Source organism: Massilia sp. DD77 (assembly GCF_036961685.1).
Lineage (GTDB): Bacteria > Pseudomonadota > Gammaproteobacteria > Burkholderiales > Burkholderiaceae_D > Telluria.
In genome coordinates this window covers 148,727-168,190 of the sequence record NZ_JBAMDH010000005.1, presented here as the reverse complement: position 1 = coordinate 168,190, position 19,464 = coordinate 148,727, and the positions used below count along the sequence as shown (strand labels likewise).

The window sequence follows — 19,464 nt, the reverse complement described above, 5'->3', positions numbered from 1 at the left end:
GCAGTGCACGCACCATGGCAGGTGAAAATCGGTGAGCGCGTCGGTATCGAGGGCCGCATCGCCGTCCGGGAGCGGCGTTGCCATCGATTGCGCCACGGCCGGGTTGGCGTCCTCGAGCTGGGTTTGCACGAAGGCGCGCGGAAACCCGGCGCCGCAATCCAGGCATTTGGCGTGGTGTATGTTGCCGTGCAATTCGAGCACGGCGCGGCTGCCGGCCTGGTGGTGCAGACCGTCGACGTTCTGGGTCAGGATGAAGCCGATCCTGCCGCTGGCTTCCAGCGCGGCCAGGGCCTGGTGCCCGGGGTTGGGCGTGGCCTTGGCCAGCACCGGCCAGCCCACCATGCTGCGCGCCCAATAGCGGCGCTGCACCGCGGGCGAGCGCCGGAATTCCGGCCCCTGGATGGGTTGCTTGCCCCGCCGCGTGCCCTCGCGGTCGCGGTAGTCGGGGATGCCCGACGCCGTTGACAGGCCGGCGCCGCTGAGCACCAGCGTACGCTTGTGCCGGTCGAGGAAGGCGGCCAGTTGCTCGGCGCGATCCTGGACCGTGAACTGGACAGTGGCTTGGACAAAACCGGCTTCTGCCATGTTGCGAAATCCTCCCTATGCATGGGATCGTAACACTCTTGCTGTGGCCCCTCGAACACGATTCCGAGGTAAAACCTCCCGTGAGGAAGTGTACTCATCCCGCACCGGCGGCGCAGTGCACAGCGATATCGACGGGAAGCGCTACCATCCCGACAGGCTGATGTGAGACAGCGACCATGGGCACGAGATTAAGTAGTAAATTGGTTCTCATGCCACGCTGAGACAAAAGAGCCCAGCAAGATCCACGTCCGATCAAGAAGATCAACGGAGGCATTATGCCGCAAGATGATGTGTCGGCCGACAAGAGCTCCGTCCTCGTCAGGTTCATCGAGAGGCTGAAGAAGCATCCGGTTACCTTGATCATCGTCGCGCTTGGTGCCGCCGTGGCCTTCGCTGCTGCTTTGAAACAGAATGTCGAACAACTCGCACCGAAAGAGGACGCGCCGCCCCTCGTTCGGGTCCAGCATTTTCAGGTCAGCGGGGATGCCGTTTCACTCATGCTGATGGGGAAGATAGATGGGAAACTGAAGGATTTGCTAGGTGGACGTCCGATCGTATGGCAGAACGACATCTACCGTGCCGCCGAGGCGTTGCATCGGCGATTCGGCCGCCCCCTCGGCGCGAACAGTTTCAATGAATCACTGTCCGATGCCGAGGCAAAGTCGATTTCGTCCGAAACGCCGTTGATCAGCGGCGCGATGCAGCAGTCGCTTGGCATCCCCGCAGAAGAGGCATTCGCGCACCTCGGGCAACCGATAATGGGAAAGGACTGGCAGATCGCGTTCGTTGAGGAGATGACGCCATTGGAAATTTCCGAAGCCATGGCGAGCGGCGAAATGCAAGCTTCCACTGTGCAGTTCTCGAAGCTCATCGGCTGCGACAAGGTATTGCATCTGTTGCGTTCGACGGATGCCGCGGAGCAGGACCTGTATGCGGAGTTGGCTAAGGGTGCATGTCGTGGGATGAAATTTGCCGTCACTGCACGTTATTTGGATACGTCCTGCGGAGGCCAGGGCTGGGAAGTGATATTGACCCTTCCCCAGATTCGGATGGACGTGCTCGTTGTACAGAATATCAGCGACAAGCCTATAAAAATCAACAAAATAGTGAGCCCAAATCATGAGCCAATGCGAGTCGGCGATGGAACCTTGCTCAAAGAGGATCGACTGATCATCCCGACAGGCCTGTCGCTCGCAAATTCCGGGGGAGCCAATCTGGAGCCTACGCCGGTTTTCCCGCTTTCGAGATTGCGGCCGCTGACCACGGGACTCGACCGATCCATTTCCTTCGTAACCACCCCCGAAATCGACACGGGTGCGGCAGCGGAGGAAGATGCCGTTGCCCCAGAATCGCTCCCGTCCAACGACGAAGCCACCGAAGGGGTGGAGGAGAGCGAGAGCGGCGAATCACCAGGCCCGAACGAATCGGCTGCGCCGGGCCAAGCTTCTTCTTCCGAATCGCTCCCGACAGGCGAGACAGGGACAACTATCGACACTGTCGCAGTCAACGGGGCTGAAGTTCCCTCAGCCCAGCCCGACGGCGAGGTACAGCCGCGCACGGTTACCGTCTTCGCATTGACTGCAAGAGAAATTCTTCAACGATATGGCGATGCCCAGTTACTTGCCTCGAGTAGCGCGAGTATCGCACCTGATTATTTGGTCGCGGACCTCGAGGTCAACGGGCGCAGGATCGCGGTCGACCCGATCTCTGCTGGCGGTACGTATATATCGAATTCATTCCCAGGCGGGAGTTGCCCTCGGTTGTACCTGCTGACGAACGACGGCGCGTTGCGCGGGATTGGGAAGATACTTGTTGGCCGAAACGCGAAAGCGCTTCTCGGATCGAACCGCAGGCATCTAACCGAATGGCCGGAGCAAATTATTGTCAGAGAGCTCGATCCGGAGACAAGCTATCTGCACGACGTCAGCGTCGTCTGTGAACGTCCCGATGGATCGACTTTCAGGGCGCCGGGAACGCTCGCGAGGTCGACGAAACCCGAATATCCACTTACCTTGAAACAAGGACAGAAGATCGCTTTCGGCTTCGCCGCTCCACCGGTAGCCGACGAGTGCGAGACGATCTATGTCGAGGTAAGCGGGTACTATATCGAAACTGCAATCAAGGTGCCCAAGTCCTAGGGAAACAAACTTCGCCGTTTTAAGCGCGCCACACCGTTTCGAGCGGTTCACGGAGGGCGCCTATCTTGCCGATACGGCGATCCCTCCCGCGATCATGCCGAAGGCAAGCACGTGATAAAGATGCGGCGCCTCGCCCAGGAAGGCCGAGGAGAGCAGGGCCGTGAACAGCGGCGTCAGGTTGATGAAGAAGGCGCCCAGGCTAGGTCCCGCGCGCTGCACGCCCGCGCCCCAGAAGCGCATGGCCAGGATGGCCGGCCCGATGGCCACGTAGAGCAGAGCCGCCGCCACCTGCCAGCTCCAGGCGATCTCGACACCCTTCAGGGCCCATTCGCCGCCCGCCAGCGCGGCCGACCACAGCGCGCCGTAGCCGACCTGGGCCAGCAGGAAGGCGGCCCAGTCCTGGCGCAGCGCCGGCACGTCCTTCTGCTGCATCAGCATCCAGCTGTAGAAGGACCAGGCGATCGAGGCCAGGATCATGTAGAGGTCGCCCACCACCAGGCGCAGCGCGGCCAGCTGCTCCAGGTCGCCGCGGCACAGCACCACCAGCACGCCGAGGATCGAGAGCACGGCGCCCGCCACCTGGCGCGGCTTGACCGGCACCCCGTAGAACAGGCGCGCGACCAGCAGCATCCACACCGGCATGCCGGACGCCACCAGGGTGACATTGATCGGGGTCGAGGTTTGCAGGGCCAGGTATTGCAGGGAGTTGTACAGGCCGACGCTGAGCAGGCCCAGCATGCTGTAGCGGCGCCAGTTCGCCAGCACTCCGTTACTGCTGCGCAGGGCGGCGCGGCCCAGTGGCACCAGGATGGCCAGCGCGAGCACCCAGCGGATCAGGTTCAGGGTCATCGGCGGGACGGCGTCGCGCACCAGGCGCCCGACCACGGCGTTTCCGGCCCACAGGATGGGCGGGATGGTCAGGAACAGGATGGTCGAGGGCGTGAGGGCTTGGCGGTTCATGGCGGGATGCGGCCCGCGAAGCGGGCCGGTAGAGCGGGGGAAGCTAGCGCCGGCGCGGCGTCAGCACGCTCGGCAAGGCCTTGGGCAAGGTGTCCGGGAAATCGCGCGAAAAATGCAGGCCGCGGCTCTCGTGGCGCGACAGGGCGCTGCGTACGATCAGGTGGGCGACTTCGACCAGGTTGCGCAGCTCCAGCAGGTCCGGCGTGATGCGGAAGTTGCGGTAATACTCGTCGATCTCCTCCTTGAGCAGCTCGATGCGGTGCTCGGCCCGTTCGAGGCGCTTGGTGGTGCGCACGATGCCGACATAATTCCACATGAAACGGCGCAGCTCGTCCCAGTTGTGGGCGATCACGACTTCCTCGTCGGCGTTGGTGACGCGGCTTTCGTCCCACGCCGGCAGCGCAGGGTTCTGCACCGCCGGCGCGGCCGCGATCTGGTGCGCGCAGGCGCGGCCCACCACCACGCATTCCAGCAGCGAATTGCTGGCCAGGCGGTTGGCGCCGTGCAGGCCGGTGCAGGCGGTCTCGCCCACGGCGTACAGGCCCGGGATGTCGGTGCGGCCGGCCAGGTCGGTGACGATGCCGCCGCAGGTGAAGTGCACCGCCGGCACCACGGGAATCGGCTCCTTGGTGATGTCGATTCCCAGCTCCAGGCAGCGCGCGTAGATGGTCGGGAAGTGCTCCTTGAGGAAGGCCGGGTCCTGGTGGCTGATGTCCAGGTGCACGTAGTCGAGGCCGCGCTTCTTCATCTCGAAGTCGATGGCGCGCGCCACCACGTCGCGCGGGGCCAGTTCGCCGCGCTCGTCGTGGGCCGGCATGAAACGCGTGCCGGCGGCGGCGCCCGCCTCGGGCGGCAGCTTGAGCAAGCCGCCTTCGCCGCGGATCGCCTCCGTGATCAGGAAGGACTTGGCGTAGGGGTGGTACAGGCAGGTCGGGTGGAACTGGATGAATTCCATGTTCGAGATGCGGCAGCCGGCGCGCCAGGCCATCGCGATGCCGTCGCCGGTCGCCGTGTCGGGATTGGTCGTGTACAGGTAAACCTTGCCGGCGCCGCCGGTGGCCAGCACCGTGTGCTCGGCCTCGACGGTCAGCACTTTGCCGTTGCGCTCGTCCTGCACATACAGGCCATAGCAGCGCGGCTGGCCCACTAGATGGGGCGCATTGCCCTGGACGCCCTTGCCGGTGAGCTTGTCCGAAGTGACCAGGTCGATGGCGCAGTGGTGCTCGAACAGTGCGATGTTGGGGTGCGCGCGCACCTTCTGCTCCAGGGTCACCTGGACCGCGTGGCCGGTGGCGTCGGCCGCATGGATGATGCGCCGCTGGCTGTGGCCGCCTTCGCGGGTCAGGTGGAAGCCCAGTTCCGCCGTCTCGTCGCGCGTGAAGGGAACGCCTTGCTCGATCAGCCATTCGATCGCTTCGCGGCCATGTTCGACGATGTAGCGGGTGGCCGCTTCGTCGCACAGGCCGGCGCCGGCTACCAGGGTGTCGGCGATGTGCTGGTCGTGGCTGTCGCCCGAATCGAGCACCGCCGCGATGCCACCCTGGGCCCAGTTGCTGGCCCCGTCGAGCAGTTCGCGCTTCGAGATGATCGCAACCCGCTTGGTTTGGGCCAGGTGCAGGGCCACCGACAGGCCGGCCAGGCCACTGCCGACAATAGCGACGTCATATTTCATGGCAAATGTCATATTTGTACAGAGGCATCACTATAAGCGATTTGCGTCCGGCGCGTTTGGGCGGCAGCGGCGGGCGCAAGATGCCGATACGGTACGACGGCGCACGGATGGGCAGGCAGGCCCGGGCTAGGATCGGGACTTTCACCACGACGAGGATTTGCCATGTCCAGTAACGACACTTCCGCCCACGCCGCCGCGCTCGCCGACAAGATCGGCGCGATGCGCTTCGCCATGTTCACCTTCCGCGACCAGCACGGCCACCTGGCCAGCCAGCCCATGACCAACCAGCAGGTCGACCGCGAAGGCGGCCTGTGGTTCTACGTACGCAGCACCACGGCGCTGTGGGACAGCATCCCCCATGACCCCGAGGTCAACGTCAGCTTCGCCAACAACGAGGACAGCACCTATGTCTCGGTCAGCGGCACCGCCGAACGGGTGGTCGACCGCAGCCAGATCAAGGCCTTGTGGAACCCGATGGTGCAGGCCTGGTTCCCGGCCGGTCCCGAGGACGAGCACGTGGTGCTGGTGCGCGTCGCGCCGCACGCGGCCGAGTATTGGGATTCGAACGACAGCAAGATGGTGCGCCTGTTTGCGATGGCCAAGGCCGCGGTGACGGGATCGACGCCGGACGTGGACGCAGACCACGGCAGCATCCGTCTGTAGGCCGCGCCGGCAGTCTTGCCGCGCTGCATAGCTTTCGCTTACAGTAGGCGTTTTGATACTGGAGCGCAGCATGGAGAACATCCAGCGCCGCACGCGATGATCGGGCCGCTGGAACTGGCGGCCAACGCTTTCACCGCCGTGGCCATCGTGCTGGCGGGACGCAACAGCGTCCACACCTGGTGGACCGGGATCGTCGGCTGCAGCCTGTTCGGCGTGCTGTTCGCCGAGAACCGGCTGTATGCGGACGTGCTGCTGCAGGTGTTTTTTGTCGCCACCGGCATCCTGGGCTGGTGGCGCTGGGTGCGCGGCGACCATGGGGCGCCGCTGCCGATCACCCATGCCGGCCCGCGCACCCTGTTGTGGATGGCGCCGGTTGGCATCGCCGCGACCGCCGGCTATGGCGCGCTCCTGCATTACTACACGAATGCCTACGCGCCTTTCGTCGATTCGGCGGTGCTGGTGTTCAGTGTGATCGCCCAGCTGCTCATGATGCAGCGGCGCATCGAGAACTGGCCGGTCTGGCTGATGGTGAACACGGTCGCCGTGCCGCTCTACTTCAGCCGCGAGCTGTACTTGACCTCGGCGCTCTACGCCGGCTTCTGGATCAACGCGATCGTTTCCTGGATCTGGTGGCGCAAGCTGGCCCGGCGCGAGGCGCAAGCGCAGGCGCAGCTGGCCATCACGGGCTGACCGTCAAGGGCTGACCGTCAAGGGCTGACCGGGGGCAGGTCGCCTTCGTCCTGGTTGCCGCCGGTCTCGGGCGCGCCCATCCCGGTGGCCATCGGGCCAGCCTGGCTGGAGCGGGTGTCCCGGGCGCCGCGGTTGGTGTGGGTCATGGCGCTGTCGGCGGCCTCGCCGGCCATGCCGCCCTGGCTTTCCAGCGTTTCGCCTGAAGGAGCGTTCTCGGTCTCGCCGGACTGGTTGCGGGTCAGGCCGTCGCCGCCGCTGCCGCCGGTTTCCCGCTGGGTTTCATGGCTGGGCGTCGCGCCTTGCTGGCCGGACGTCGCGCCACCGACGCCGATCGTGGTCGACGGATCGTCCTGGCGGCCTGGTGTGCTTGCGGGTGAAGTCATGACGGCCTCCTGTCGTGGGGGAGGCCTATTGTGGCGCGCGCCGCGACGCGGCGCTATCGGCGCGCCGTCGGCGCGGCTGTAGGACTAGGCTGAAGCGGCTTCAATTGTAGTGCTTGTACACTGCGGCCTTGCCGCCATTCTTGATCAGGAACACGTCGTAGGGATCGCTGCGCGGGCCTTCCATGCCCGGCGAGCCGAGCGGCATGGCCGGTACGGCCAGTCCCACGGCCTTCGGTTTCTCCGCCAGCATGCGCTTGATCTCCGCCGCCGGGACGTGGCCTTCGAGTGCATAGCCGTTCACGCGCCCCGAGTGGCAGGAACCGTACTGTTCCGGAATGCCGAATTTCGCGCGGTAGTCGGACGGGTTCTCGACATCCTGAGCCTTGACGGTAAAACCGTTCGCTTCGAGGTGCTTGACCCATTCCTTGCAGCAGCCGCAGGTCGCGGTCTTGAATACCTCGACCACCGGCTGGGCAGCCGCGGCGGCGAGGGGGAGCCCGAACAGCACCGCACTGGCGGATTGGATGAGGAAACGCTTGACCATGCCTGCTCCTGGTGGAATCTGTGAGCCTGCCGGCCTGGCCGGGCAGGAAAATCGCCGTCACTATACCAGCGCGCGGGGCGCGCATGGTCCGACCGCGCCCGCCAAATTGTATCGAAGCGTGTCAGGCCGGGATGGATCGGACGCATGGCCGGGCTACCGCGCGGCGCAGCGGCGATGCTATACTGTACATAAGCACAGTATTCCTCGCCTCCCATGTCCATCCCGCCGGCCCCGCAACCGCCAGTCTTCCTGCCCATCGACCTCGACCCCTTGCCAGAGGACGGCCTGGACCGGGCCGCCGCGACCCGCCCCGAGGCGGGCCTGGGCCGCCATACGCACGACGAGCCGGTGACGGATGCCCGCACCGACGCCGAGCTGGCGCGCGAGTATATCTCGCATGGCGAGCTCAGCCCCAAGTCGATCGCCAACGTGCAAAAGGAGCTGTACCGCTTCCTGACCTGGTGCCGCGAGGAAGCCGGCAAGACCTTCCGCCAGCTCAGCGTGGCCGACCTGAACGCCTACAAGGAATTCCTCAAGCAGCCGCCAGCCACCTGGATCTGCACCACCAAATGGCCGCGCAGCGACCCGCGCTACCGGCCGTTTTCCGGACCCTTGTCCGACCCCAGCCGGCGCCAGGCGATGATCGCTGTCAAGGGTGTGCTGACCTATGCCGAGCAGACCGGCTACCTGCGCCGCAATCCGGCGCGCCTGGTCAGGAATGTGCGGGCGCCGCATGCCAGCCGCATCACGCGCTATCTGACGCCCGAGGCGATCGCGCTGGCGCTGGCCACGGTGGAAGGGCGGCCGGCCGCCGGCGAAGCGGCCCTGCGCCAGCGCGAACGCGACCGTTTCCTGCTGGTGGCCTTCGCCCAGACCGGCGCGCGCCTCAACGAGATCGTCGGCGCCCACATGGGCGCGATCTACAGCGAAGGAGACGGGCGCTGGTGGCTGGACGTCATGGGCAAGGGCGCCAAGCCGCGCCGCCTGCCGGTGCCGCCGGCCATGCTGGCCGCCTTTCGCGACTACCGCCGCGCCTTCGGCCTGCTCGAACAGACCGGGCGCGCCGACCGCATGCCGCTGGTCCTGTCGAGCCGCAGCAAGGAATTCGTGCGCTTGACCGACGAAGCGGCGTCGGAAGCACTGAAGGCCGTGTTCCAGGCGGCGGCCGACGAGGCCGCGTCCAGGGGCGACGGCGACAGCGCATCGGCCTTGCGCCAGGCCTCGGCCCACTGGCTGCGCCACAGCATGCTGACCAACCACGCCAACAACGGGGTCCAGCTCAAGACCCTGCAGGATACGGCCGGCCACGCCAACATCGCGACCACCGCCGCCTACCTGCACAAGCAGGATCACGAGCGTCACGACGAGATCGTCGGCGCCCCGGGCGCCAAGGGACTGCTGTAGGTAGCCCTCAGACGGGAATCGAGGAAGTACCGCCGGCCGCGCTGCCGTAATTCTGTAACTCGTCGAGTGACAGACGGCGGTCGTTGAGGGCGGCAAGGATGGAAGCAAGCTGTTCCGGATCGGGCTGGATGTAGATGATGCGCTGCTCGAGCTGCTTGTCCCAGTAGGGCGTGTAGGGAACGGCCGTTTCCGCCATGACTTTCGCGTCGAAGCTGCCGTCCTGGAGTTCGCCTACCAGCGTGATGCGCGCCGTGTCCGGCGTCGTATTCTTCACGGTAATGTTCATGCTCTTCCTTTCGAATGATCAGTTCGCATGACCCATTGTCCCGCAGCGAAAGCCCGGGCGCAAACCGTCCGCGCCTGCCGTGCGCGCCGTGGCCGCGCTCCCCAGCGAAGGGAGCGGCGCGACGAAATCACGCGGCCAATCCCTGGTCGCCGATTCCGGGATGCCTCAGCGCCGGCCGTCCCGGGCTGCGGCCAGGTCCGAGAATATGTCCACCGGCAGCGGGAACACGATGGTCGAGGTCTTGTCGCCGGCGATCGCGCTCAGGGTCTGCATGTAGCGCAGCTGCATCGCGCCGGCCTGCTGGGACAGCACGAAGGCGGCCTGCTGCAGCTTCTCCGAGGCCTGCAGCTCGCCTTCCGCATGGATGATCTTGGCCCGCCGCTCGCGCTCGGCCTCTGCCTGGCGCGCGATGGCGCGGATCATCGATTCGTCGAGGTCGACGTGCTTGATTTCGACATTGGCCACCTTGATGCCCCAGGCATCGGTCTGCACGTCGAGTGCCTGCTGGATGTCCATGTTCAGGCGCTCGCGCTCTGCCAGCATTTCGTCGAGCTCGTGCTTGCCCAGCACCGACCGCAAGGTCGTCTGCGCCAGCTGGCTGGTCGCTTCCAGGAAGTTGGCGACCTGGATGATCGCCTTGTCCGGGTCGACCACGCGGAAATAGATCACCGCGTTCACCTTCACCGAGACATTGTCGCGCGAGATCACGTCCTGGGTCGGGACGTCGAGGACCACGGTGCGCATGTCGACCCGCACCATCTGCTGCAGCACCGGAATGATGATGATCAAGCCCGGACCGCGCACACCCCAGAAGCGGCCCAGCTGGAACACCACCCCGCGCTCGTACTCGCGCAGGATGTGGATCGCGGCCGCCAGCAGCCCAAGCACGAGGACCAGGAGTCCTCCGATGCCGATACCGATTTCGAAGATCATGCTCATCCTCCCCGTTTATCCTTCCTGCTCGTGCTCGACCGGTTCCACCCGTACCGTCAGGCCGTCGCGGCGCAGCACCCTCACCATCTGCATCGGCCGGAGGGGCGCGTCGCTGACCGCCTTCCATAATTCCCCTTCCAGCCGCACCCAGCCTTCACATCCGCCCGCCGTCCGCACGCTTTCGACCCGGGTCAGGGAGCCGGGCAGGCCGGCGGCCCCGCTGGTCACGGGCCGCCTGCGGGTGGCCAGCGCAACCCGGGCCACGCCCACCAGGAGCAGGGCGCTCATGATTCCCAACGCCAGGACCAGGACCGGCGGAATCCCGAAACCGGGCAGGGTGGTGTCGATCAGCATCAGCGACCCTGCCACGAAGGCCACCACGCCGCCCAGGCCCAGCACCCCGAAGCTCGGCAAGAAAGCCTCGGCCACCATGAACATCAGGCCGAGCAGGATGAGCGCCAGGCCGACGTAGTTCACCGGCAGCAGCTGCAAGGCGTACAAGCCCAGCAGGAGCGAAATCGCGCCGATCACCCCGGGCGCCACGAAGCCGGGATTCATGAACTCGAACACCAGACCATAAATGCCGATGGTCATCAGGAGCAGGGCCACGCTGGGGTTGGCGATCGTGGCCAGGAAGCGGTTGCGCCAGTCGGATTCGATCGGCACCACGGAAGCATCGCGGGTGTGGAGCTGATGGGTTTTCCCGTGCACGAGCAGCTTTCGGCCGTCGAGCTGGGCCAGGAGCGACGGGACGTCGTCGGCGATGAGTTCGATCACGTTCTGCTGCAGGGCGTCGTGGGCGCTCAGGCTCACGGCTTCGCGCACCGCGAGTTCCGCCCATTCGGCATTGCGGCCGCGCATCTGGGCCAGGCCGCGCAAGTAGGCGGCAGCGTCGTTCACCTGCTTTTTGGTCATGGGCGCGTCCGCATTCTTGCGCTCGGGCGCGTCCTTGCCACGCTCATTGCCGCCGCCCTGACCGGGTAGCGGCGCCTGGCCCGGCCCCGGCTGTTGCGGACCAATGCCGATCTCGACCGGCGTGGCCGCGCCCAGGTTGGTGCCGGGCGCCATCGCCGCCACATGGCTCGCATACAGAATATAGGTGCCGGCGCTGGCGGCGCGTGCGCCGCTGGGCGCAACGTACACGACCACCGGCAGCGGCGCGGTCAGGATGGCCTTGATGACGGCGCGCATCGAGGTGTCGAGGCCGCCCGGCGTGTCCATTTGCAGGATCACGAGCTGGAACCGGCGGCTGGCGGCGTCCTGGATACCACGTGCAATGTAGTCGGCTGTCGCCGGACCGATGGCGCCGTCGACGCTCAATAGGCCGACGCTGCGGCCACCCGCCGCGGGCGCATGCGTCCATGCCGCGAACGCCATCAGCGCCACGGCCAGTAGGGACCAGCATTTTCGCCAGCACATCGTTCTCTCCAAACATGCGCATCGACGCCGCGTCATGGCTTTGACCGCTGAGCGTTGCCATCGGTTTCGTTTGCTTGCATGTACGTCCGTGACGAACGCTGCGGAGCGAGTAAGTTCAGTCTACACCGCATTTTTACCATCGGGCGCGTTTGTGCCGCGTCAGCTTCGCAGCCGGCGATCGGCCTACAGTCTGGTTTCAGCGCCGCCGGCACCGGAGTCCGCGCATGGTCCCGTGCGGCAACCAACTTCGAGCAATGGAGCACAACATGAACCAGCAACCAGACAAACGTCCCCGCATCGGCCCGTGGGCGCTGGCGGCCTTGCTTGGGCCCCTGGCCCTGGCCGCCAGCAGCATGGCCAAGGGCGGCGGGCAGCCTGCCTTACCCGAACAGGAAGCCGCCGTGATCGCGCCGGACTTGGAAAGCCCCGACCATCGCGTATACGGTCCGCATTACTACAGCGTGGTGAACATGCCGATGGAGGAGGGCGCCAATGCCTACCTCAACGAGAAGGGGCAGCTAGCCTTTTCCTCGTCCGTCTTTGGCGATGCGGGCTTCTTCGATGGCGAGCGCATGTACTCGCTCGGCTCCCTGGGGGGCGGCTCCACTGTGGTACGGGGCCTGAACAACCGCGGCGTAGTGGTCGGCGACACCCTGGATGCCGGCGAACCCTTCGGCGCACAGCGCGCCTTCGCCTGGACCGCCGCACGCGGCATGCGCGCGCTCCCCGGGCCGCCCGGTGCCAGTGCACGCGCGGTCAACGACAAGAACCAGGTAGCCGGCGCCATCCCGGCGGCCGGCATTACCGCGCGCGCTGTGCGCTGGGATCCGGACGGACGGCTGCGCATGCTGGGGCCGCTCCCGCTGTCGCTGTCCGAGGCCTGGACCATCAATGACGCCGCAGTGGCGGGCGGCTTCGCCGACGTGGCGGACGGCAGCATCCACGCGACCGTCTGGGACAGCGCCGGCCGCGTCACCGACCTGGGCACCATGGGGGGCCTGCGCGGCTTCACCTATCACGTCAACAAATGGGGCGCGGCGGCGGGGGTCTCCGATAACGCCGCCAACGACAGCGAACTCGCCTTCTATTGGAGTCCGCGCAGCGGCAGGGTGCCGATCGGCGCACAGAGCGCCGGCATCCGCCTGGTCGCGGCCCTGAACGACCGCGGCGACGTGGCGGGCCTGACCCAAACCGGCGGGAATGTTCTGCCCTATCTCTGGTCACGCTCGCGTGGCCTGGTGCTGCTGCCGCGCGGCGGCGCACGGCTGGCCGACCTGGTCGACCTGAACAACCGCGGCGAGATGGTCGGCGCGCTCGAGCGCCGGCCGGGCCAGGGCTTCCGGGCGGTGCGCTGGCCCGGGCCGGCCAAGCCGCTGGACCTGACCACGCGCGTCTACCGGGCGCCGCCCGGTCTCGTGATCCATGCGGCGACAGCGATCAACGATGCGGGCGTCATCGCAGCGCATTCGAACGCGGGGCTGGTGCTGCTGCGTCCCGGCACCCGGGGCACCGACGCCCCCGTGCTCGGGCCGGTCGCCGGACTACCCGGTGAAGCGGCGCTCGGCGCCGAGCTGCGGCTGTCGCTCGGCTTCGTCGACAATTCACCCACGCAGAGCCACACGGCCCGGGTCGACTGGTCCGATGGCTGCACTGCGCCGCTCCCGCTCTTGCGCGAGGCGCGCGGCGTCGGCCGGATCGATTTCCAGCACCGTTTCTGCGTAGCCGGCATTCACACCCTGACCGTGACGATCGCCGATTCGGGCGGGCGCCAGACCCAGGTGCGCAGGGAGGTCTTCGTCCACGAACCGGGAATGGCCACACTCAGCGGCCGCGGAGCCCTCGCGGCCGCGGGCGACGCGGCCGGCCCGGCCTCCGGGCCGCTGCGCTTCACGCTCTGGTCGCCGCTCGGCGCGCAGGCGGCGCCCGCTTCGCAGGCAGGCAAGGCAGGGCCGCTTCTGGTCCTGTCCGGCCCGGTGGAGTTCCGTGCCGACCGGATCCTTGCCGCGACCAGGGTTGGACGGGCGGCGCGCCTGGAGGGAACAGGGCGCCTCAACGGACGCCCGGGCCACCGCTTCCAGCTCGAAGCGATTGATGCGGCGGAGGGGAGGGACAGCCTGCGCATACGCATCACGCACACCGACGCGGCAGGCCAAGAAGCCGTCGACTATGACAATGGCAGGCCCGCGAAGGCGAAGCCTGCCGGCGCGAAGGGCGCGCAAGGGCAGGACGAGGTGGTCGAAGGGCAGCTGGCCTTGCGCGACTGAAGCGCACCCGGAGCGGGGTGGCGTGCCAAGTCGCGAGGCAGGGCGCTTCGCCCGGAGGGCCGCGTACCGCTGGACCCTCCGGCAGGCCCCTTGCGGCCTGGGGGCCGGGCGGGTTTGCTATTGTCTCCACGCGAATCCACCGACCCCGGCGCCGCTTGCCGGAGATCCGCTCATGGAAGAGCCTGCCGCTGCGGCGCAAGTAAATTTCCAAGAAGCGAAACTTTGCTCAGGAAACGCACGAGAACTCACTCGACATTAGCAGATATATTGTCGAGTATGCGTCATCGACAGGGAAACGCTTGTTTTTCCCGGCTCCCCCCGGTACATTGCCTTCCTTGCAAGTTGGGGAGGGATTTCAGCAATGCGCGTACAAACCGTTTCCTCAGGCGCGGAAAGCGACGCGAACGAAGATGTGGTGGTCTTCCACGAGGCCCCCGGCAGGCTCGACCTGCTGGTGATCGACGGCGGCACGTCGGTCGCCGAACGCCACTACATCGACCCGGAGCGCGGCGATGTCGTCTGGTTCGCGCAGGGCTTCGCCGATCAGCTGGTCCGCTACGCGGACACGGGACTGGCGCAGCACGAGTGCGCGCACCGTGCAGCCGCATCCTTGCACGAGGAATTCATCCGGCGCGCCGGCGGCATCGAGGTGCCGCTGCACGCGTGGCCGATCGGCGCGATGACCTGGGCCCGCATCGAAGACGGCGAGCAAGGCCGACGGCTTCGGCTGTACAGCCTGGGCGACTGCACGACGCTCCTGTACACGCCGGAGGCAGGCGTGGCCGATCTCGATCCTTTCGTGAATCCGCAGGAAGCCGTGCTGCAGGCCGAGATCGCGCGGCTGCTTGCCCAGGGCGTTACCGACGCGGCGCAGCGGCGCGCACGGCTCCTGCCGATGCTGCGCGCGCGGCGCGAAGCGCAGAACAGCTGGCCGTCGCCGTCCATCCTGTGCCTGAAGCCGGCGGGTCCCTTTGCTGCGCGGACCGTCGAGCACGAGCTGCCGCCGGGATCGTCGCTGCTCGTGATGACGGACGGTTTCTATCGTCTCGTCGAACCCTACGGACTGTACACGTCCGAAGAACTGGCGCTGCGCTGCCTTGACCTTGGACTCGATGCGGTGCTGGACGAGCTGCGTGCGTACGAGCGCGTAAGCTTCGGCGGCGCCGCACTGGCGGTGAAGCGGGCCGACGACGCGTCCGCGATCTTGTGGCAGGCGGTTTGATGGCCAGGGAAGACCGCGCGCCGGAGACGGACAGTAGCTTGCCGTCTCACGCGGTCACAGGTCCCGGCAAAGGCGCGGTGTCGCGGGTAGTCCGCTTCCTACAAGCGGAGGGGGCTCACGCTGGATAGTGCGACACCGGTTCAGTTACCCCTCGAACTACCTGCCAACAGATAGCGCATTTAACATAATATAGATTATGCGTAAAACGGGGACGTGAACACATCGAGCAAAAACGCACTATGCCGGGACGTACAGACCGGCCCTCGACAGCCAGAGATACTCACTCTGGCTTTTTTTACAACTCGACTAGGAGGCACTGTGCGATACCCGAATCTCAGATACGGCAATCCCACCGAAATGGCTTACTACGCAATGGGCGTGCCTCTGCCCGTGCTGGCGCGCCGGCTCCGGCGCGACGAACGCACCGTGCGCGACTGGCTCAACAGCCGCACGCGCGTTCCCTGGTGGGTTCCTGAGATTCTAAGGCTCCAGCACCTAGAGGCCGATCTACGCCACCGGCAAATGGGCATGGGGCCGCTTCCCGCCCGCCTTGGTGTCGTCACGGCCGATGTGATCGCCCTGGCGCCGGTCGAGAAAAAGCCCGCACTCGGCGGGCTATCGGTTCGCGGTCCGGTCCGCAAGGTATCGGGCCAGTAAGTACACGGCCGCAGCCGCATACAGGATGTGAACCGGCTTCACTTCTTCTTGCGCTTAAAGCGGCCGTTTTTGCCGCGCGCTGGAGTGCGCTTCTTACCCATGCTTTTTTCCCTTCAGTTGGTCAACGAGGAACTCGATTTGCACCTGTAATTTCGTGATGCGCCTTTCGAGCACGATGATGTATCCGAACGCCGGAAACACAAGCACGTTCGCATACTGCAGCAGTTCGGCCATGGTCACTTCGCCGCCCCGCGCAATTTGATATACATGCGCTCACCAATGATGAACGACATGCTCGCGCCGCTCAGGTCATACAGGAGCGCGAGGAAGATCGGGTCCACTCCGGCATAGGTGCCGGCAACCGTTGCCGCCACCACGCCGCCGCAGACCACGTACCGGAACGCCCCGCGCAGGTTCACCACCCATTGCGCCGCGCCGTCTGGCAGCTTGTCCAGCTCGGCGAGCGCCTGGACGCGCCGCGTCTGCGCTTCCATCAGCTGGATTGCCTCCCCTACGTTCTGCGGCTGAGCGCCCGCGCTGCCGGTGAACTTGGCGATCAGGCCGCGCAGGCCGTCCGAGAGTGCCGGCACAAGGGCCGGCGCGATCATGGTCAGTAGGCTCATATGGTCAGCCCCACAGGGTGTTTCCCTTGTCGTCTTTCAGGGTCACGGATTGGGATGCAACCCAATCACGCAGCCGAGGGAAGCGCGACAAGATGAATGCGGCGATCAGGATGCCGCCGAGGACAATCAAAGCCTCGCGCGCCACTTCCGGCACGCTCGGCACGATCTTTTTCAGGTTGACAGGTACGGTCATTTCAATGGGTCCAATCGTAGATTGCGCCGCCAAGGGTCCAGCCCTCTTTGCCGGTGAAGTACTCCCCGACGTTGTTGACGCCTCGATAGATCAGGTTGTTGTCGGATGCTGGATTGAACGCGCCACGGAACAAAACTCCGTCCTGATAGTCCGCGATCTGGTTCCCGTCGCTATTCGTGAGGTACTGGTAGAAGTCGACCGCGTACGGCGCGCCCAGCGGCAGCAAATCGAGCGCGACATTCTCGCGCGGCGGATTCCACAGGTCGTACAGGTCGCCACCGATGGAGCCCTTGCTCCCGGTGATGCCCTGGTAGATCGCCGTCGCGCCCTGGTTGATCACGTTTCGGCCGTCCGCAGGATTGACGTACGGCGCGACGGCCGTCGCGGCCTCGCCCAGCTTTCGCTTGGCGAACCACGCCGCCGCCAGCAGCACCACGCCGGCAATTCCCACCGCGATCAGATCGCCCTTGACGCTCACGCTACCACCCCATCTGGTCTTGCCCGCCGTCGAGGTAGGCGTCAAACGGGCTGATCATGCCGAGGTAGTCGGTTTCGTACGTGCTTTCCAGCAGGCCCGGATACGGATCGCTGTAGGACACAAGCGAATCGCTCTCGCTTACCGGCTTGCCGTCCATGGTCGTGAGCTGGCCGTACCAGTTGCGGGTAAAGCCAGTGTCACTGTCGTTGCTCATCGAGTTGCTGAGGGCCTTCCAACCCGCGCCCAGGAGCGCGCCCCACATTTCGCCGTTGATGTTAGTCGCCGGCCGCTGTTCGGGCGTATACATGACGCCGGCCGCTTGGAGTTGCGCCGCCGTCATGCCACCACCGGCCAGCGCCGGGGGATTCGCCGCGGCGCGTGCCTGCGCCTGCTTTTGCACCACCAGATACACGGCCGCGCCGATTGCGGCCACCAGTACGAGCTCTTTCATACGTATTCCCCTGCCCGGTTCATGATGACCGTGTAGTAGTCGCGGGTTTCGGCCGGCGCTGCCGCCAGCCCCTTGCGTTGAACATTGCCGATACCCCAGTTGTACGCGGCAAGCGCTTCGGTCCACGTCCCGGTGGATCGGTACAGCTTCGCGAGGTAGCGCGCCGCGCCTGGCACTGCGTGCTGCGGATCGAGCGCCGCCGCTTCGCTGCCCAGCTCCTCGCGGGCCGTCGCCGGCATGAATTGGGCAATGCCCAGCGCGCCGACGCGCGAGCGCTTCGCGCCGCTGATGACCTCGGGCAGGAACCGCGATTCCTTCCAGAGCAGCCACGCGAGCACCAGCACGGGCACCCCATGCAGGCCCGCCGCCCAGGTGATCAGTTCTTCGTAGGGTGCGGAGCCCGAAGGCCAACCGCCGTTAATTTTGCTAGTCATGGTGTCCACCGCGTCCAGAATGTTGTTCGATTCGTCGTCGCCGGCCGTTGCGCCTTCACTCGGCCATGCGTAGTACATCGCCGCCGCGACGATCACCGCCGCCGCGAGGGCCGTACTGGCTTTCATGGTCACGCCTCACGCATGTTCAGGAATGGCCAGCAGTCCTCCCCATCCTTCGCCAAGAAGAACAGGGCGTAACCCGGAGGAACCGCGAGCGGCTGCGGCAAAGGGACCTCCACGCGGAGGGCGCCGGTCATCGTTGGAATGGTCAGCACCGATGCGCCGACGTCCGCGCCGAGGATTCGCGTGATCGCCTGGAGGGACGTTTCCGCACCACTCTTGACGATGTTTGCCCAGCCGAAGCCAGCACCCGCCACTGGCCCGCCCGGTTTCTTGTTCAGCGGCTTTTTCAGGCTTCCGAACCACGGGAAGTTGACAAGGTCCGGGTCCCCTTCCCATTGCGCGATGCAGATATTCACTTCGCTGGCGATGATCGCCCCTGCAGCATTGATCACCGCAACGTTGAGCTGCTCGACATATGCCGTGGATACCGCGCTAGCCGGATTTGCAAGGCCACCGAAGACCATATAGCCCGCGCCCACGCCCGCGCCTAGCCGAGTGCCGCCCACATAGCAGTTACCGCCCTCGGTGATCGTGCTGTAATCGGAATTCGTCTTGAACGTGCCTTCGCCTGCATACATCGTGTCGTCGCGAAAGTCGAAGTCTCCCGCGAGGATCACCCCGACGTTGCCCGCGCCGGACAGGTCTTTGACGCTCAGGCCCGTGAACTCCTCGCCCCAGACGCCCTGCCCTGGGATCAGGTCGATCACGCGCCCTTTGCTGGTCGTGACGCGAACACGGCCGATGCCGCTGATGTACTTGAAGAAGCGGCCGGTGGCTTCAATGCGCTGCGCGCCGCCCGCCGTAACTTGGAAGTCGTATTGCATGGCTCAACCTGCCTTTCGCTGGAAGGCCGCGAGAGCCAGCACACCGGCTACCGCGAGCACCCCCAAAATAATTTGTTTTTGCGAGTTGGTCGTGCCTTTCGCATCCGCGTAGGCGTCTGCGGTCGCGGCCTGCGCCACCTGATACGCCGATGCCGTTTTCGTCGTGGCATCCTGGTATGCCTGCCGCGCCGTCACAAGCGCGTCTTGCGACATGGTTGCCGCCGCGCTGTAGGCATCGGCCACGCGCTTGCTCGCGTTGTTCACGCTCACGTTCGCCGCGCTGAAAATGCTGTCCGCATAGTTGTAGGCAGCGAGCGTCTGTTTTGACGCCCCATCAAGCGCTTGCCCGACCACCGTCACCACGCCCGCAATCGCGCCGCCGTCGGTGACGTTGGTCACGTTCGTGCTTCGGTTCGACAGGTCGTAATTGCTGGTCGTGGTGGTGTTGACCTGCCGCTGGTCGTTGTTGGTGGTCTGGCTTGTGGTGGTCGTTTTGTTGCTGTCGAAAAGTCCCATTT

Annotated in this window: 23 protein-coding genes; 7 read left to right on the top strand and 16 right to left on the bottom strand. The window is 65.7% G+C overall.

The genetic code is table 11. The features are described 5' to 3' along the window. The coding region (locus V7778_RS04300) for a Sir2 family NAD-dependent protein deacetylase (protein ID WP_335552104.1) at positions 1–585 on the bottom strand (585 nt) is incomplete at its 3' end. A gap of 275 nt (positions 586–860) precedes the next feature. Between V7778_RS04300 and V7778_RS04295 the strand changes: the two genes are divergently transcribed. Then, the gene (locus V7778_RS04295) at positions 861–2,723 is read left to right on the top strand and encodes a hypothetical protein (RefSeq protein ID WP_335552103.1); all 1,863 of its coding nucleotides are present in this window, start codon (positions 861–863) and stop codon (positions 2,721–2,723) included. A gap of 60 nt (positions 2,724–2,783) precedes the next feature. Here the strand turns inward: V7778_RS04295 and V7778_RS04290 are convergent, their stop codons facing one another. Both V7778_RS04290 and nadB read right to left on the bottom strand, forming a co-directional pair. Next, positions 2,784–3,683, bottom strand: a complete 900-nt coding sequence (locus V7778_RS04290; protein WP_335552102.1) for a DMT family transporter — start codon at positions 3,681–3,683, stop codon at positions 2,784–2,786. Positions 3,684–3,726: 43 nt separating this feature from the next. Continuing rightward, a complete protein-coding gene (gene nadB, locus V7778_RS04285) occupies positions 3,727–5,355 on the bottom strand; it encodes an L-aspartate oxidase (protein WP_335552101.1) in 1,629 nt (542 codons plus the stop codon). A 162-nt stretch (positions 5,356–5,517) separates the two neighbouring features. Between nadB and V7778_RS04280 the strand changes: the two genes are divergently transcribed. Further along, the gene (locus tag V7778_RS04280) at positions 5,518–6,018 is read left to right on the top strand and encodes a pyridoxamine 5'-phosphate oxidase family protein (RefSeq protein WP_335552100.1); all 501 of its coding nucleotides are present in this window, start codon (positions 5,518–5,520) and stop codon (positions 6,016–6,018) included. A gap of 96 nt (positions 6,019–6,114) precedes the next feature. After that, complete coding sequence (gene pnuC / locus V7778_RS04275) at positions 6,115–6,708, top strand: nicotinamide riboside transporter PnuC (RefSeq protein ID WP_335552099.1); 594 nt, start codon at positions 6,115–6,117, stop codon at positions 6,706–6,708. Between the two features lie 17 nt (positions 6,709–6,725). Here the strand turns inward: pnuC and V7778_RS04270 are convergent, their stop codons facing one another. After that, a complete protein-coding gene (locus V7778_RS04270) occupies positions 6,726–7,091 on the bottom strand; it encodes a hypothetical protein (RefSeq protein ID WP_335552098.1) in 366 nt (121 codons plus the stop codon). A 100-nt stretch (positions 7,092–7,191) separates the two neighbouring features. Beyond that, on the bottom strand, positions 7,192–7,635 hold the full coding sequence (locus V7778_RS04265) for a DUF411 domain-containing protein (protein ID WP_335552097.1): 444 nt from the start codon (positions 7,633–7,635) through the stop codon (positions 7,192–7,194). A gap of 213 nt (positions 7,636–7,848) precedes the next feature. Here V7778_RS04265 and V7778_RS04260 point away from each other — a divergent pair, with 213 nt between their 5' ends. Beyond that, the gene (locus V7778_RS04260; RefSeq protein ID WP_335552096.1) at positions 7,849–9,039 is read left to right on the top strand and encodes a tyrosine-type recombinase/integrase; all 1,191 of its coding nucleotides are present in this window, start codon (positions 7,849–7,851) and stop codon (positions 9,037–9,039) included. Positions 9,040–9,046: 7 nt separating this feature from the next. Here V7778_RS04260 and V7778_RS04255 read toward each other — a convergent pair whose 3' ends face one another. The 3 genes from V7778_RS04255 to V7778_RS04245 form a co-directional block, all read right to left on the bottom strand. Further along, positions 9,047–9,325, bottom strand: coding sequence for a hypothetical protein (locus tag V7778_RS04255; protein ID WP_335552095.1), 279 nt, complete (start codon positions 9,323–9,325; stop codon positions 9,047–9,049). A 165-nt stretch (positions 9,326–9,490) separates the two neighbouring features. Further along, complete coding sequence (locus V7778_RS04250) at positions 9,491–10,258, bottom strand: slipin family protein (protein ID WP_335552094.1); 768 nt, start codon at positions 10,256–10,258, stop codon at positions 9,491–9,493. Positions 10,259–10,273: 15 nt separating this feature from the next. Continuing rightward, positions 10,274–11,677, bottom strand: coding sequence for an NfeD family protein (locus tag V7778_RS04245; protein ID WP_335552093.1), 1,404 nt, complete (start codon positions 11,675–11,677; stop codon positions 10,274–10,276). A gap of 266 nt (positions 11,678–11,943) precedes the next feature. Here V7778_RS04245 and V7778_RS04240 point away from each other — a divergent pair, with 266 nt between their 5' ends. From V7778_RS04240 to V7778_RS04230, 3 genes are all read left to right on the top strand, one after another. Further along, positions 11,944–13,941: a hypothetical protein gene (locus V7778_RS04240; protein WP_335552092.1), complete on the top strand. Its 1,998-nt coding sequence runs from the start codon at positions 11,944–11,946 to the stop codon at positions 13,939–13,941. Between the two features lie 361 nt (positions 13,942–14,302). Beyond that, positions 14,303–15,163, top strand: coding sequence for a hypothetical protein (locus V7778_RS04235; RefSeq protein ID WP_335552091.1), 861 nt, complete (start codon positions 14,303–14,305; stop codon positions 15,161–15,163). A 357-nt stretch (positions 15,164–15,520) separates the two neighbouring features. Further along, complete coding sequence (locus tag V7778_RS04230; protein WP_335552090.1) at positions 15,521–15,820, top strand: hypothetical protein; 300 nt, start codon at positions 15,521–15,523, stop codon at positions 15,818–15,820. Positions 15,821–15,913: 93 nt separating this feature from the next. On the opposite strand, the gene V7778_RS04225 is transcribed toward V7778_RS04230, so the two are convergent. From V7778_RS04225 to V7778_RS04190, 8 genes are read right to left on the bottom strand one after another with little or no spacing between them, the layout of a single operon-like run. Further along, positions 15,914–16,054: a hypothetical protein gene (locus V7778_RS04225; RefSeq protein ID WP_335552089.1), complete on the bottom strand. Its 141-nt coding sequence runs from the start codon at positions 16,052–16,054 to the stop codon at positions 15,914–15,916. A 2-nt stretch (positions 16,055–16,056) separates the two neighbouring features. Further along, a complete protein-coding gene (locus tag V7778_RS04220; protein WP_335552088.1) occupies positions 16,057–16,443 on the bottom strand; it encodes a hypothetical protein in 387 nt (128 codons plus the stop codon). Between the two features lie 4 nt (positions 16,444–16,447). Further along, positions 16,448–16,636 carry a hypothetical protein gene (locus tag V7778_RS04215; RefSeq protein WP_335552087.1) on the bottom strand — a complete coding sequence of 63 codons (189 nt, stop codon included), beginning with the start codon at positions 16,634–16,636 and terminating at the stop codon, positions 16,448–16,450. Position 16,637: 1 nt separating this feature from the next. Next, positions 16,638–17,114, bottom strand: coding sequence for a hypothetical protein (locus V7778_RS04210; RefSeq protein WP_335552086.1), 477 nt, complete (start codon positions 17,112–17,114; stop codon positions 16,638–16,640). A 1-nt stretch (position 17,115) separates the two neighbouring features. Next, a complete protein-coding gene (locus V7778_RS04205; RefSeq protein WP_335552085.1) occupies positions 17,116–17,565 on the bottom strand; it encodes a hypothetical protein in 450 nt (149 codons plus the stop codon). After that, entirely contained in the window at positions 17,562–18,125 is a 564-nt protein-coding gene (locus tag V7778_RS04200) for a lytic transglycosylase domain-containing protein (RefSeq protein ID WP_335552084.1), read from the bottom strand. Before V7778_RS04200 ends, V7778_RS04205 begins: the two co-directional genes overlap by 4 nt. 2 nt (positions 18,126–18,127) lie before the next feature. Continuing rightward, positions 18,128–18,946, bottom strand: coding sequence for a hypothetical protein (locus V7778_RS04195; RefSeq protein WP_335552083.1), 819 nt, complete (start codon positions 18,944–18,946; stop codon positions 18,128–18,130). A gap of 3 nt (positions 18,947–18,949) precedes the next feature. After that, positions 18,950–19,462 carry a hypothetical protein gene (locus V7778_RS04190; RefSeq protein ID WP_335552082.1) on the bottom strand — a complete coding sequence of 171 codons (513 nt, stop codon included), beginning with the start codon at positions 19,460–19,462 and terminating at the stop codon, positions 18,950–18,952. Between the last annotated feature and the right edge of the window lie 2 nt (positions 19,463–19,464).